This window comes from Nesterenkonia salmonea, assembly GCF_005771525.1.
GTDB lineage: Bacteria > Actinomycetota > Actinomycetes > Actinomycetales > Micrococcaceae > Nesterenkonia > Nesterenkonia salmonea.
In genome coordinates this window covers 1-14,635 of sequence record NZ_VAVZ01000023.1, presented here as the reverse complement: position 1 = coordinate 14,635, position 14,635 = coordinate 1, and the positions used below count along the sequence as shown (strand labels likewise).

At 60.2% G+C, this 14,635-nt stretch carries 14 protein-coding genes and 1 tRNA gene; 12 read left to right on the top strand and 3 right to left on the bottom strand.

Annotated features, from left to right (window positions below):
* Nucleotides 1–16: 16 nt before the first annotated feature.
* The gene (locus tag FEF26_RS09125) at nucleotides 17–691 is read right to left on the bottom strand and encodes a vitamin K epoxide reductase family protein (protein ID WP_138253229.1); all 675 of its coding nucleotides are present in this window, start codon (nucleotides 689–691) and stop codon (nucleotides 17–19) included.
* A gap of 465 nt (nucleotides 692–1,156) precedes the next feature.
* Between FEF26_RS09125 and FEF26_RS09120 the strand changes: the two genes are divergently transcribed.
* From FEF26_RS09120 to FEF26_RS09075, 11 genes are all read left to right on the top strand, one after another.
* Complete coding sequence (locus FEF26_RS09120; protein WP_424991731.1) at nucleotides 1,157–3,808, top strand: Rne/Rng family ribonuclease; 2,652 nt, start codon at nucleotides 1,157–1,159, stop codon at nucleotides 3,806–3,808.
* A gap of 71 nt (nucleotides 3,809–3,879) precedes the next feature.
* Complete coding sequence (rplU, locus tag FEF26_RS09115) at nucleotides 3,880–4,188, top strand: 50S ribosomal protein L21 (protein WP_119903251.1); 309 nt, start codon at nucleotides 3,880–3,882, stop codon at nucleotides 4,186–4,188.
* Between the two features lie 51 nt (nucleotides 4,189–4,239).
* Nucleotides 4,240–4,497: a 50S ribosomal protein L27 gene (gene rpmA, locus FEF26_RS09110; protein WP_119903252.1), complete on the top strand. Its 258-nt coding sequence runs from the start codon at nucleotides 4,240–4,242 to the stop codon at nucleotides 4,495–4,497.
* A 151-nt stretch (nucleotides 4,498–4,648) separates the two neighbouring features.
* Nucleotides 4,649–6,172 carry a GTPase ObgE gene (gene obgE / locus FEF26_RS09105; RefSeq protein WP_138253228.1) on the top strand — a complete coding sequence of 508 codons (1,524 nt, stop codon included), beginning with the start codon at nucleotides 4,649–4,651 and terminating at the stop codon, nucleotides 6,170–6,172.
* Nucleotides 6,169–7,287 (top strand): glutamate 5-kinase, encoded by a 1,119-nt coding sequence (proB, locus tag FEF26_RS09100; protein WP_138253227.1) that lies wholly within the window; start codon nucleotides 6,169–6,171, stop codon nucleotides 7,285–7,287. Before obgE ends, proB begins: the two co-directional genes overlap by 4 nt.
* On the top strand, nucleotides 7,284–8,540 hold the full coding sequence (locus FEF26_RS09095; protein ID WP_138253226.1) for a glutamate-5-semialdehyde dehydrogenase: 1,257 nt from the start codon (nucleotides 7,284–7,286) through the stop codon (nucleotides 8,538–8,540). The genes proB and FEF26_RS09095 overlap by 4 nt, the downstream gene beginning before the upstream one ends.
* A 137-nt stretch (nucleotides 8,541–8,677) precedes the next feature.
* Complete coding sequence (locus FEF26_RS15740) at nucleotides 8,678–8,854, top strand: hypothetical protein (RefSeq protein ID WP_166432983.1); 177 nt, start codon at nucleotides 8,678–8,680, stop codon at nucleotides 8,852–8,854.
* A 1-nt stretch (nucleotide 8,855) separates the two neighbouring features.
* Nucleotides 8,856–9,566 carry a nicotinate-nucleotide adenylyltransferase gene (nadD, locus tag FEF26_RS09090; protein WP_279536484.1) on the top strand — a complete coding sequence of 237 codons (711 nt, stop codon included), beginning with the start codon at nucleotides 8,856–8,858 and terminating at the stop codon, nucleotides 9,564–9,566.
* Nucleotides 9,563–10,741: a hypothetical protein gene (locus tag FEF26_RS09085; protein ID WP_138253224.1), complete on the top strand. Its 1,179-nt coding sequence runs from the start codon at nucleotides 9,563–9,565 to the stop codon at nucleotides 10,739–10,741. The genes nadD and FEF26_RS09085 overlap by 4 nt, the downstream gene beginning before the upstream one ends.
* 5 nt (nucleotides 10,742–10,746) lie before the next feature.
* Entirely contained in the window at nucleotides 10,747–11,136 is a 390-nt protein-coding gene (gene rsfS, locus FEF26_RS09080; protein ID WP_243730496.1) for a ribosome silencing factor, read from the top strand.
* A gap of 50 nt (nucleotides 11,137–11,186) precedes the next feature.
* Nucleotides 11,187–11,259: transfer RNA gene (locus FEF26_RS09075), tRNA-Ala, on the top strand.
* A 135-nt stretch (nucleotides 11,260–11,394) separates the two neighbouring features.
* Here the strand turns inward: FEF26_RS09075 and FEF26_RS09070 are convergent.
* Nucleotides 11,395–12,348, bottom strand: a complete 954-nt coding sequence (locus FEF26_RS09070) for an L-lactate dehydrogenase (protein ID WP_138253222.1) — start codon at nucleotides 12,346–12,348, stop codon at nucleotides 11,395–11,397.
* Between the two features lie 131 nt (nucleotides 12,349–12,479).
* Here FEF26_RS09070 and FEF26_RS09065 point away from each other — a divergent pair, with 131 nt between their 5' ends.
* Nucleotides 12,480–12,983, top strand: a complete 504-nt coding sequence (locus tag FEF26_RS09065; protein WP_208012884.1) for an SgcJ/EcaC family oxidoreductase — start codon at nucleotides 12,480–12,482, stop codon at nucleotides 12,981–12,983.
* A 31-nt stretch (nucleotides 12,984–13,014) separates the two neighbouring features.
* Here FEF26_RS09065 and FEF26_RS09060 read toward each other — a convergent pair whose 3' ends face one another.
* Nucleotides 13,015–14,313, bottom strand: coding sequence for a DEAD/DEAH box helicase (locus tag FEF26_RS09060; RefSeq protein WP_138253220.1), 1,299 nt, complete (start codon nucleotides 14,311–14,313; stop codon nucleotides 13,015–13,017).
* Between the last annotated feature and the right edge of the window lie 322 nt (nucleotides 14,314–14,635).

Below are 14,635 nucleotides of genomic sequence, written 5' to 3'. Positions count from 1 at the left end.
AACCACCAGCTAGCGCTCAGAACGCGTATGTCACAGCCTCACTGAAGTTCAGCAGGATCGATCCGATGACCAGTAAATAGATCACCACCACGGCAACCCACCACCATTCACGAGTGACCCGCTTGACACCTTCAGAGGCGGGAATCACACCGTGCATAACGTTTCGCGCCGTCGTGACGACAAACAAGGGAATCACTGCAGACCAGACGATCATGCAGTAGGGGCACAACACACCAATACTGAACACTGCCGAGTACCAAAGCCAGGTGCTAAACGCGAAGGCGAACACCACTCCGGCCTGGAGGCCCATGTAGTACCAACTAGGTACCCGGCCTCCGACGGCAAGCAAAGTCACTGCCACGCCGATCAGCAGCGGAAAACCGACCACGCCCAGAAAAATGTTCGGGAACCCGAAAGTCGCCGCCTGCCAGGACTGCATCACCTCACCGCAGGAGACCCACGGATTAACATCGCAAGCAGTAACGTGCTCGGGGTCGTTCCACAACCGGACACGTTCATAGAGCAGCAAGAAACTGGCTACCGCACCAACAACGCCGGTAACCAAGAGCCACATCGCGAACCCGAAGGGCCGCGCGAAGGCAGGAAGGACACGCCCGGGATTCGAGGCGTCAGACTGTGATCCAGTGGCATCCTCAAATCGAGAATCCTGGGCATCAAGCGTCGTGGACATCCCTCTATGGTACGCGCGAAACCTCAACGCCGTAGGCGCAGCTCTGAGCGATTCCGGGCTGGCCCAAGAGCCAATTGGGAGGAGGCCCCCACCGACCAAGGGATGTGAGACAGGCGCCGGGTGTCCCTGTGAGCCTGTCAATACTGTGCGATACTGAGGATATTGGAGAATCAGACCACACCTGGATCTCTGAGAAGGCTTTCACACGCGAAGAACGGCAAGGCCGGCACCCGTCGTGGACACTTGAGAAAACAGTCCGCACGGCAGAACGACGAGACCAAGATGCCGCCGCCTTCACCCTCGCGCGTGACCGGGACGTGGCTTCCGTTGAGCAGAGCGCGCCATCTCCACAGTAGGAGACAGGCAGCGCCCGGCGTGAGCACCGAACCGGTGAACCGACCACCGACAACAGTCGTGGGCTCGCCGAGTGTGGCAGCGCAGACCACGGCGGGAGCAGACTCTTTAATGACCACGACTTCCAACGAACCCGAAGAAGTTTTCAACCCCTTTTCAGCCCCCGAGCCGGGCCACCCCGGTGCCGGAGCTCAAGCTGAGAAAGCGGTTGACTCCGCACCGGAGGAAGCTGACCCTCTGGACCTCATGTTCCAGGCACCCGACCTCTCTAAAGTCACGCCGAAGCCCAAGAAGACCCACGACACTAGCGACTCATCACGCCGAGACGGTCAAGGGGAGCGCAGCGACTCCGGTGACCAGAACCAGAAGTCTCAGCAGAACCAGTCCGGAGAGCGTCACCGCAGCCAAGCTGAGGATCAGAACGGAGACTTCGAGGACAGCAACGACTCGACCGACAATAACGACGCCGGCTCTCATCGGAAAAACCGACGCAAACGGCGTCGGGGCGGTCGCAGCCGAAACCGGGCTGGCGAGAACCAAGAGGACAACGCCCCTGATCAGGACGCGGCCAACGCTGACCAGGCCAAGAGCTCCGCAAAGGAAGAACCCGCTCAGGAAGATTCCGCCGAGAAGTCTGAAGCGCCGTCATCGTCCCCTTCCGAGGATGAATCCCAGGTAATTCGCAAGAAGCGGCGCCGCCGGCGTGGATCATCAGACATGGAGATCGAGGAAGACTCCGAGGACGGTCACACAGTGACCCGGATCCGAGCCGGCAGAGAAACCGCCTCAGATGTCTCTGACAAAGTCACCAGCGTCAAAGGGTCCACACGCTTAGAAGCCAAAAGGCAGCGACGCCGTGCCTCACGTGACGGCGGACGCCGTCGCGGCATCGTCACAGAAGCCGAATTCTTAGCCCGCCGCGAGTCCGTAGACCGTAAGATGATCGTCCGTCAACGCGGGGAACGTATCCAGATCGGCGTACTGGAAGACGGCATCCTCGCTGAGCACTACGTCAGCCACACCACTCAAGACTCACTGATAGGCAACGTCTACCTAGGCAAAGTGCAGAACGTGCTTCCTTCCATGGAAGCCGCCTTCGTCGACATCGGACGCGGGCGCAACGCCGTGCTCTATGCGGGTGAAGTCGACTGGGAGGGCGCCAATATTGGCAACGCCCCGCGCAAGATCGAAAACGCTCTCAAATCAGGCGACTCAGTCCTCGTTCAGGTCACCAAAGATCCCGTGGGCCACAAGGGTGCACGGCTTACCAGCCAAGTCTCCCTGCCTGGGCGCTACCTCGTGTTCGTCCCCGGTGGATCGATGACCGGGATTTCCCGGAAACTGCCGGACACCGAGCGTGCCCGACTGAAGAAGATCCTCAAAGAACAGCTGCCAGACAACGCCGGGGTCATCGTTCGCACCGCCGCAGAAGGCGCCTCCGAACAAGAGCTCACCAATGACATCAACCGGTTGCGTTCGCTCTGGGAGACTATCCAGAATCAGACCCAAGACAAGAAGGTGTTGGCTCCCGAGCTTCTCTACGCCGAGCCGGACCTGACCATCAAGGTCGTGCGCGATGTCTTCAACGAAGACTTCTCCGCCATGGACGTTCAGGGTGATGAGACGTGGGACAACATTGAGGCTTACGTCACCTATGTGGCGCCGCACCTGCTGGACCGCTGCAGTAAATGGGAACCCCAGGACCACGATGTGGACGATATCTTCGCCCACCACCGGATCGATGAGCAGCTCAATAAGGCCATGGACCGGAACGTGAAACTGCCCTCCGGTGGTTCGCTGGTTTTCGACCGGACAGAAGCGATGACCGTGGTCGACGTCAATACCGGCAAGTTCACCGGTTCCGGTGGCAACCTCGAAGAGACCGTCACCAAGAACAACCTTGAAGCAGCAGAAGAGATGGTGCGCCAGCTGCGCCTGCGCGACATCGGCGGCATCATCGTGATCGACTTCATCGACATGGTGCTGGAATCCAACCGAGACCTCGTGCTGCGGCGCCTCGTTGAGTGCCTTGGCCGTGACCGGACCAAACACCAAGTCGCCGAAGTGACAAGTCTCGGGCTGGTCCAGATGACGCGTAAGCGCATGGGTACCGGACTATTGGAAGTCTTCTCCAGCGAATGTGAGCACTGCTCCGGACGCGGCATCATCACGCACCCAGAGCCCGTAGAGCACCGGCCTTCCTACACCTCCGGTGGGGACGTGGCCTCCGGAAAGAACGCCAAGAAACGCAAAAAGCGCGGCAAGAAGACCGACGACGCCGGACACCAGCCCGACCCCAGGGAAATGCAGAAACTGGAGAAGGCTTCACAAGGCATGGCGAAAGTCGCCGCTGCGACGAACGGCGCAGCCAAGTCTGATAATGACGACGACGCCGCCGACTCAGCTCCACCTCAGACCGAGAAGTCAGCCGAGTCACCGACCCTCACCATCGGGGGAGAGCCCGTTGAGTTGCCCCGCGGTAAGAGTTCTGCCACATCACCATCGCAGGCGCCAGCCTCTTTGGGTGACCTCGAGTCAGCCCTCGAGACACGCAGTCGCCGCCGCGGTCGCCGCGCTGCAGGGTCAGCGCAAGGCAGTTCCGGTGAGGTCACAGAAGTCAAAACCGCAGTCCAAGGTTCGGAAGCGTCTTTCGCCACCTCTGCTCCAGTCAAACCGAAGACCGAGAAGACAGCGGCGGAGCCAGTCATGCTGGGTGTCGGCGTGAGTGCCGAAGAACTTGCTCAGGCTAATAAGTCTGAGTAGACTAGATCGCTGGCACTATTCTGTGCACAGATACTTTTTCATGCACGTTCAACGAGAGAAGTGAGTCCCAAGTGGTGTACGCGATTGTCCGCGCAGGCGGCCGCCAGGAGAAGGTTTCCGTCGGAGACCACGTGACCCTTGACCGCGTCGAGGCCGAGGCAGGCAGCACCATCGAGCTGCCAGCGGTGATGCTGGTGGACGGGGATGAGGTCACGACCTCCGCCGACGAGCTGTCCAAGGTCACTGTGACCGCCGAGGTTCAAGAAAACCTTCGTGGCAAGAAGATCGTCATTCATAAGTTCAAGAACAAGACCGGCTATCACAAGCGCCAGGGTCACCGTTCCGAGCTGACCCGCGTCAAGGTAACGTCAATCGCCTGAACTGAGCGGTAGACTGGTCCTAGATTTTCCATTCCTGAGAGGTAAAGACCCATGGCACATAAGAAAGGTGCGAGCTCGACTCGCAACGGTCGCGATTCCAACGCCCAGCGCCTCGGCGTGAAGCGATTCGGAGGACAGGCTGTCTCCGCAGGCGAGATCCTCATTCGCCAGCGCGGCACCAAGTTCCACCCCGGCACAAATGTCGGCCGCGGTGGAGATGACACCCTGTTCGCACTTGCTGATGGCGCTGTGGAGTTCGGCAGCAAGCGTGGTCGCAAGGTCGTCAACATTGTTCCAGCGGTCGGCTGAGCCGGCCTTCATATGAGTTTCGGCAACGGGATAACCCCCAACGCCTGGTAGTGGTCCCAGTGGTGACTACCTCCTCCACAAGGCCCGGCTGAGCTTAGCTCGCCGGGCTTTTTGGCATTCTGAAGACAACATCCAAAAAGGGGATCCAGCTATGGCACATTTCGTCGACCGGGTGGTGCTGCATGCCGGCGGCGGAGATGGCGGCAGCGGCTGCATCTCCGTCCACAGGGAAAAATTCAAGCCCCTCGGCGGGCCCGATGGGGGCAACGGCGGTGACGGTGGCCATGTGGAACTGGTCGTTGATCCCAACACCACCACCCTGCTGGACTACCACCACCGCCCTCACCGCCGCGCTGAAAGCGGTGGTGTAGGCCAAGGGAGCCTTCGGCACGGACATAAGGGCAGCACCCTAGAACTCACTGTCCCCGATGGCACGGTGATTAAAGACCGCGATGGAAACGTCCTGGCTGACCTCGTTGGCGCGGGGGCCCGAGCCCGCATCGCAGAAGGCGGTATCGGCGGACTCGGCAATGCCGCTCTGGCATCAAGGCAGCGAAAAGCCCCGGGTTTCGCTCTCCTGGGCACACCCGGGCAACAGAGCGACGTCGTACTGGAGCTCAAATCTGTAGCAGATGTGGCCCTGGTGGGGTTTCCCTCAGCAGGCAAGTCCAGTCTTATTGCCGCCATGTCCGCTGCGCGGCCAAAAATTGCCGAGTACCCCTTCACCACGTTGGTGCCCAATCTTGGGGTCGTTGAGGCAGGGGAGACCCGCTTCACGGTGGCAGACGTGCCAGGACTGATTCCCGGTGCAGCTGAAGGCAAGGGGCTGGGACACGAGTTCCTCCGTCACGTCGAACGCTGCGCCGCGCTCGTCCACGTCCTGGACTGCGGCACCTTGGAAACAGATCGGGACCCGATTGCAGACCTGGACGCGATCGAACATGAGCTCGCTGCCTATGCTGCCGACGGATTGCCGCTGACCGAACGTCCCCGCCTGGTGGCACTGAACAAGACCGACCTGCCAGACGGTGAAGAGATGGCTCAGATGGTCCGCAGCACCTTGGAGGAACGTGGGTTCCGAACCTTCGAGATATCCGCTGTGTCCAGGAAGGGACTGCGTGAACTGAGCTTCGCCATGGCAGGCCTTGTCCAAGAGGCCCGCGCGGCGCAGGCAGTCGACGCCGCCCCCGTTCCAGTCACCATTCGGCCCAAAGCGCTCAATGACAAAGGGTTCACGATCGGCCGCGAAGAGAAGGGTGGCCAACCCCTGTGGCGGGTGCGCGGCGCCAAGCCTGAACGCTGGATCCAACAGACAGACTTCAATAACGACGAAGCAGTCGGCTACCTGGCCGACAGGCTCCAAGCAATCGGCATCGAAGACGAGCTTTTCCGCCTCGGCGCTGTGCCCGGCGAATCAGTGGTCATCGGGGCTGAAGACGACGGCGTGGTGTTCGACTGGGAGCCGACCATGGCAGCCGGTGCAGAGCACCTCGGTGCCCGCGGCACCGACCTTCGGTTCGAAGACCAGCACCGGCCCACTCGCGCTGAGAAGAAGCAGGATCAGGCCGACCGCCGTGCCACCAAGCGTCAGGTCCGAGCCGAAATGGACAAGCTCTACGCCACAGATGAAACTGAGGATGTGGACGCAGTCGCCGGCCAGCAGGAGGAGCGGTGAGCTTCAACGTCACGGAAGCCAGACGCCTTGTGATCAAGGTCGGCTCATCCAGCCTGACCACTGTCGATGGAGGGATCAGCGTCCAGGCACTGAATCGGCTCGTCGATGCCTGCCAACAACTGCGTGGTCGTGGCACAGAAGTCGTTCTGGTCTCATCCGGAGCGATCGCCGCTGGGCTCGCTCCCTTGAAGCTGGATCGCCGCCCTCAAGACCTCGCTGCACAACAAGCCGCTGCCGCCGTCGGGCAGGGGCAGCTCTTGGCACACTACTCCCGGGCATTCGGCCACCACGGCGCCGAAGTCGGACAGGTGCTGCTCACCGTAGAGGACCTCATTCGCCGCGCCACCTACGTCAACGCCCTGCGTGCCCTGGAGAAGCTCCTCGCTCTCGGAGTTGTTCCGATCATCAACGAAAACGACGCCGTCGCCACCGCCGAAATCCGATTCGGTGACAACGACCGGTTGGCAGCTCTGACTGCCAACCTCATCCACGCCGACGGTCTTATTCTGCTCTCAGACGTCGATGCCCTCTACGATGGTCCGCCGCAAGCTGGTGGCAAACCCATCGCGCAAGTCGCACGGACCGAAGACCTCAACGGGGTGACCCTTGGCCCACGGGGACGTGCCGGTATAGGTACCGGCGGGATGGTCACGAAGGTGGAAGCCGCACAGATCGTCACAGCGCACGGGATACCCGCCCGCCTCACCTCAGCGGCCAACGCTGAGCGACTCTTCGACGGTGAAGAAGTCGGCACACTGTTCCTGCCGCGCGGCAAACGGCGAGGGGCACGGTCGGCTTGGTTGGCGCATCTGGCTCACACCAAAGGCAGAATTACGATTGACCAGGGAGCTGTCAGCGCCGTCGCTGAGCGGCGTCGTTCCCTGCTTGCCGCCGGTATCACTGAGGTCACGGGAAGCTTCGAAGCCGGAGACGTGGTCGAGATCAGCAGTCCGGACGGCCAAGTCCGAGCCCGCGGCGTAAGCTCGTTCTCAGCAGAAGAAGTCCGTGCAATGCGCGGGAAGAAAACCGCGCAGCTCGCGCAAGAACTAGGCGAAGACTACCAACGCCCAGTGATACACACTGATGACATGGCCCGAGTGGAGGTCCCAGCATGACCGCAGACATCACCCAGATCACCCAGCGCGCTCGTGAAGCCGCCAGGCCACTGGGGCGGCTGGACCGCCAACACAAGGACCGCGCCCTGGAGGCAGTCGCCGCCGGGCTGCGGGACTCGGTGCCATCGCTGATCACCGCCAACGAGCAGGACCTCAGCCGAAGCCGGGAAACGGGACTCTCAGCGGCCCTTCAGGACCGCCTGAGACTGACTCCCGAGCGTATCGAAGGATTGGCCCGCGCCGTCGAAGAAATTATCCGGCTGGAAGACCCGATCGGACGGATCGCGCAGGGGAGGACGCTGCCCAATGGGCTCAGACTCAGCCAGGTCGCGGTGCCCCTTGGAGTCATCGGTGTCATCTACGAGGCTCGTCCCAATGTCACGGTTGATATCGCAGCCTTGGCTCTGAAGTCCGGCAATGCTGTCATCCTTCGCGGCGGCTCAGCTGCGATGACCACTAATGAGACACTCCTAGACGTGATACGTAAGGCGTTAGGCTCAGCTGATGTTCCTGAAGACGCGGTGCAAACCATTGACCCTCTCGGCAGAGAAGGCGCGACCGAGCTGATGACCACTCGCGGCAGCGTCGACGTCCTCATTCCACGCGGTGGCCACGAGCTGATCCAACACGTGGTCAACAACGCAAAAGTTCCGGTCATCGAGACTGGGGAAGGCAACGTCCACGTCTACGTCGACGCAACAGCTGACCCCCTCAAGGCCCGAGAGATCGTCGTGAATGCGAAGACTCATCGGCCCAGTGTCTGCAATGCGGCGGAGACCCTGCTTCTTCATGCTCAGGCAGAGCAGGCGGGCAGAGAATCTCTAGGTGCGCTGGCGGATGCTGGAGTCGTGCTACACCTTGACCGTCGCGCCGCGCAGTGGATGCCAGAAGGGTCAGAAGCGGGCCATGACGTCACCGAGGAGCACTACCGTACCGAGTTCCTGGACCTGGAAATGTCGGTGGCCGTGGTGGACACCATCGATGAGGCGATCAGCCATATTCAGAAGTACAGCACTGGGCATACCGAAGCCATTGTCACGGACTCAGCGTCTGCGGCGGATCAGTTTATTGCTGAGGTGGACGCTGCCGCAGTGATCGTGAACGCATCCACTCGCTTCACCGATGGTGGCGAGTTCGGTCTGGGCGCGGAGGTCGGCATTTCAACCCAAAAGACCCATGCTCGTGGGCCCATGGGAATGGCTGAGCTGACCACCACCAAGTGGGTAGTCCGCGGAGATGGCCAGATCCGCTGACCCAGTGACACAGCTGCGAGCCCCCTCTGAAGGTTAAGTTCCGCGGTGCCCCGGCTCTCAGGCCTGGATTGCGGGGAATCGAGCATTTTCCTAGTAGACTCTTGTCAGATCTTGACACACCATTCAAAGGGAGAGGCATGAACCTGCCCGTTCTCGCACTGCTTGCCGAACAGTACAACGGTTATGAGCTGCCAATGCCAGCCTACTGGTACGGCATCATCATCTTCGCCGTCCTCATGCTGAGCTTGTTGATCACCCTAGGTTTCTCCGGCAAGGGCAAGGAACTTCCGGCTGACCCCCAGGGCCACCACTGATTTGACACCCCCTTTCAGCACTCCCGCTCGGACCGGACCCGATGATCGCAAACGCCGTCTGGGCATCATGGGCGGAACATTCGATCCCATCCATCACGGTCACTTGGTGGCAGCATCCGAAGTAGCTGCGGAGTACAGCCTTGATGAAGTGATCTTCGTGCCTACCGGTGAACCCTGGCAGAAGGCAGGCAGGCGTGTCACCCCAGCTGAACACCGCTACCTACTGACCGTGATCGCAACCGCATCTAATCCGCGATTCTCAGTGTCCCGGGTTGATATCGACCGGGGTGGCACCACCTACACCATTGACACTCTGCGGGACTTCCGGGCAATGTACGGAGATGCGAATCTCTTCTTCATCACCGGGGCTGACGCTATGGCCCAGATCATGTCCTGGAAGAACGTCGAAGAGCTATGGGAACTCGCACACTTTGTCTCCGTGACACGTCCCGGGTACCAGAGTGAGGACTTCGGACGCAGCGAGAACATCTCGCTGATGGAGATCCCAGCGATGGCCATCAGCTCAACGGATCTGCGGGCGCGGGGGAAGGCTGGCGACCCGGTCTGGTACCTGGTCCCGGACGGTGTAGTTCAGTACATCAACAAACATAAGCTCTACCAAGATGGTTCAGGCACACGCGCGGCTGATGAGCCGAATCTCAGTTCACCTGGGCATACCATTGAGCAATACCACCGGGAGGGTTCCTCATGAGCGCAGACACCACGGAGCAGAACGCAGCCAACGGCGAAGAACTCCGCGAGCGGTACCTGCCTGTCTCCCGGAAAGAGCTGCGTCGACGCCGGGAAGCGGAACTAGCGGCTCAACGTGAGGCTGGAGAGGCCCCTGCACCTGAAGAGGAACTTGCTCAGGATGAGCCCCACGTTCCAGGTCGCCCGAGTGAGTCCTCCTCCGAGTCTGGTTCCACTGCTGAGGTCGGCCACAATGACGAAGCCCAAGACGAACTGGCCCGGGCCGTCAGTGCCACAATAGCTTCCGAAAGCGACGAGCTCCCTGAGGAACCAGGAGCAGACGACGACCCCGAAGACACCCCCGAATCACGTAGTGACGAGGCCCAGGAGTCGAGCCACGAGGGTCAATCACAGGCGGAAGAGCTCGACTTCGAAGAAGACGTTTCAGCGCCTGCGGTGCTTCCCGAGCCTGAGGAAGAGCCAGCGCGTCCTGAAGAGGTGATCGCTGACGCAGAAGCGGACCTTGTTGTGGATGACGAAGACGTCACTCAGGTTATGACCCGAGTTCCGGACTTGGTCGAGGAAGAACCTGAACCTGAGCCGTCGTCTGAAGAGGTCACCGACGCCCCTGCAGGCGACCAGGACCAAGCGGAGAGCGACTCTGCGACGGCAGAAGTTGATCCTGATACTCTTCCCGAATCGCGCAGGGTTCGGCGCATGCTGCGCGAGACCCAGTCAATTCCCCCCTTGAGCCCTGAACTGCTGGCTGAGTTGGATTCAACCAATGCGGAGATTGCACGAGTTGACGATCCGACGTCCGTTGACCCAGAGCTCCTGAAACGCCAGCAGGCACTTGCCGCCAAGGCTATGCAGGCCAACCAAGAACGGATGCGCAAGGAGCATGCCAAAGCGGAGAAGGACCGGCGCCGCCGGAGCCGCGAACGGCCAGAGTCGCAGATCCTGACCCAAAAGATGGTCCGTGATTCCCTTGAGCAGGACCCCGAGGATATGCAGTACGCGACCGGCCAGATTGAGCCGGTCCAAGCTCGGGGTGCACACGGCCTTGATCTCAACAAAATGATTGATGCCACCTCACGGCAAGTAGACCGGCAGAAAGTCCTCATGTGGACAGTGATCGTCATGGCAGTCCTTCTGCTCGCTGCGATCGCCGCCGTTGTCTATTTCGTCTTCCTCTAAACTGAATGACACCTATGACTGTTCCTGACAACGTACTCGCCGAATTGCGCACCGCTGCTTCGGCCGCCACTGACAAGCTGGCCACCAACATCAATGGCTACGACGTAGGGGAGCGCCTCGGTATTACCGATGCGTTCCTCATCTGCTCTGCGCCCTCCGAGCGACAGATCGGTGCGATCTGCGAAGAGATCGAAAAGCAGGTCAAGACGATCCACGATTCAGCCCCATTGCGCCGCGAGGGCAAGGACTCAGGCACCTGGGTTCTCTTGGATTACGGGCATATGGTGGTCCACGTTCAGCACGAACAAGAGCGGGCCGTCTATGGGCTGGATCGCCTCTACGCTGACGTGCCAAAGCTCGAACTGGATTTGCCGGAACCTCCAACAGCGGTGTAACGTATAGGGGTTGCCAACGTGAAGAATACGTGGGAAATACAGAAGAATATGGGGCATTGGCGCAGCTGGTAGCGCGTCTGCATGGCATGCAGAAGGTCATCGGTTCGAGTCCGATATGCTCCACCCATTAGTCAGCCACTGAGCCTAAAACACAACCGTACTTCGTGGCCTTGCTGCTCTAAACGACCCGCTGACTCTGGCGGGTCGTTTTTTGTTTCTCACCTACAGTGCTTCGTCACATCACAAAAATGCTACCGGTCAAAGCCCCAGTGATTCCTGAACTTCATGCAGCCCTGAGGCGGAGCGCTGTAAGAGCTCTGTCTCAGCCTCGGATAATGACGTGGTCAGTACAGGTTCCGCTCCGCGGTGGGAGACCACACTTGGCACAGACAAGGCCACTCCGTCGATCCCTCTGAATCCTCTCAATACTGTGCTGACAGGGAGCACTGCCTGCTCATTGTGGAGAATGGCCTCAATAATTCGCGCCGCTGACAGGCCAATAGCGTAGTTGGTGGCGCCCTTGCCTTTGATCACGTGGTAGGCAGCGTTGCGGACCTGGTCTGCAATGGAGTTGAGCCGGTCGGGTGTGAAGATTCGTTTCCCTTCGACTTCCCAGTCGACCAGGGGTGTCGCCCCGATACTGGCGCTGGACCACAGCGGAAACTCAGTATCCCCATGCTCTCCGATGATCTGGGCATGAACACTTTGCCGGGACACATGAGCCTGCTGAGCCAATAGCCAGCGCAGACGCGCTGTATCCAGGACCGTGCCAGTGGAAAACACTCGCTGGGCAGGAAGACCCGAGATCTGCTGGGCTGCAGTCGTCAGCACATCACACGGATTAGTCACTAGGAGATAGATGGCGTTGGGAGCTCTCTTCAGCAACTGCGGCATGAGGGATCGCAGGATCCTAACATTCGTAGCCGCCAGATCCAGCCTCGTCTGGCCAGGATGCTGCTTGGCACCAGCAGTGATGACGACGACGTCGGCGCCTTCGATCTCACGAAGGTCGTCGCTGCCGGAGACTTCGCCTGCACCGGTGAACTGACTGCCATGGGCCAGGTCCAGGACCTCAGCTTCAACTCGCGCCGCATCAATGTCATAGAGGCGCACATTCCGGGCTGAGCCCCGAATCATCACTGCGTAGGCAGTGGATGCGCCAACGCTTCCCGCACCAATGATGGCCACAGTCTTGTTCTCAAGAGCGTTCATACGCCAAGCCTTCCACACGGTCTTGACCTATGGAAAGGCTGAGCACGGAGGGTGACTTCACAAAAGACTCACACCATGGTCAGACAGTATGATCAGCTCATTCCTCGCCGTCCCCAGGAGAACGGATATGACTGATTTCTGACCTCGCCCCAGGCGCACAGCCAAGTAGACCAGAAGAATTCCCCGACGCTTTTGCCGCTGCGTGGAACCGCAAGGCTGCAGAGTCCCTGGCGTCCCTGTTCGTCGAGGACGCCGATTTCATCAATGTGGTCGGTCTCTGGTGGGAGAACCAGGACAGCATCCGCTCAGCGCACGACTATGGGTTCCGGAAGATTTTCACGGATTCTCATATGTCCGTGGAGCGGGTGAAGACACGTCATATCGCCGAAGGTGTGGCGGTGATCGTCTGGGAATGGACCCTGACCGGGCAGCATCCACCAGGAGGTCAGCCAGTTGGCACCCGACAGGGTCTCTTCACATTCGTTGTTCGGCAGCAAAATGAGGGATGGTTAGCCATCACCGCCCAAAACACCGATCGGATCAGTGGCTCGGAGACCAATGTCAGCCGCGGGGGAGAGCTTCAGCCCGGTACGTATCAGGAGTCGATTTCAAAGCCTCGGAACACACAAAGGTAAATCGCCTGGGGCTGGGCCCCCGGCGGATTGGTCAGCCTCTGGAACCGCTGGCCTGCCTTGAGCGGCGCCCACCCTGGTTGCGGCGCGACCCTTGCCCGCTGCGCGGACCGCGACCGCCACCACGAGGTGACGATGTTCTCTGCTGCTGGACAGGCTGGACCGGTGGCTTCACATAGTCGGCGACGGCACCGACGAGCTCAGCCACCGCTGGTGAGTTGCTGGTGACAGTCAGCGGTTGCGCCTTGATCTCTGCCTTGCGCAGCAGTGCTTGAGTGTCATGACGCTGTTCAGGAAGCATCACTGTGACGACGTCTCCGCTGCTTCCGGCGCGCGCGGTGCGGCCAGAGCGGTGCAGGTAGGCCTTGTGCTCTGCTGGTGGATCAACGTGGACCACTAGTTCTACAGAATCTACGTGGACGCCTCGAGCCGCCACATCCGTGGCGACGAGCACGCGGACATCTCCGCCACCGAAGGCAGCAAGATTTCTGTCGCGCTGATTCTGCGAAAGGTTGCCATGCAGATCCACTGCCGGGGTGCCGTCAGCAGTCAGTTGCTTGGCCAACTTCTTGGCCTGGTGCTTGGTCCGGGTAAAGAGGATACGTTTGCCCGTGCCGGAGGCAAGGGTCTTGACTAACGTCTTCTTCTCTTCTGAAGGAACCTCGAACACATGGTGGGTCATCGCCGAAACGTGGGAGGTTGCTTCATCCACTGAATGCAGCAGCTCGTTGTGGAGGAACCGTTTGACTAGCTTATCTACTCCGTTGTCCAACGTTGCTGAGAAGAACATCCGCTGGCCATTTTGGGGAGTCTTGGCAAGGATTCGTGTGACACCGGGAAGGAAACCGAGGTCAGCCATATGGTCGGCTTCATCAAGGACCGTCACCTGAACAGCGTCCAGCGTCAGCTGGCCCTGATCGAGCAAATCTTCTAACCGACCTGGGCAGGCGACGAGAATATCGACACCGGAACGTAAAGCGTCGACCTGGCGTTTCTGGCTCACACCACCAAACACTGTGGTGGTGCGCAGACCGTAGGCTGCTGCCAGCGGCTCCAGTACCGCGTTGATCTGTGTGGCGAGCTCCCTGGTAGGTGCAAGGACGAGACCACGGGGCTTGCGGGGTACCCGCTTAGCGCTATCGGACAGTTGCGCCACTAGAGGGATGGAGAACGCGAGAGTCTTGCCGGACCCGGTCTTTCCTCGACCAAGGACGTCACGGCCGGTCAGGGTGTCCGGCAAGGTCTGCTGCTGGATGGGGAAAGCTTGGAATTTGCCGTCTGCAGCCAAGGCGCGAACCAATGGAGCGGGTACGTTGAGGTCTACGAACGTCATGGGTGTATCAGAGATGGCGGATGCCTTTCAGGATGAGCCAGGCACAATGGGGCACGAAAAAATCGGTGCAACCAAGAGACTGGCAGTCGCGAACGCACCGGACGGTGCACTCAGGTTCGCCGCGAGAAGACCACTGCCATGAAGCTCGATACCAATGAAAGACATTGGACCGGCTGAAGAACGTTCCTACGACGCACGGACCTCTGGGGTCCGACTGATCAACTGTACCCGAGAGTAGCTGATGAGAGAAACCCACGCATTGACTCATCCCAGATGCCCGCCTGGACCTAGTCGTTGACTCATCCTGAAATGCCCGCGTGTG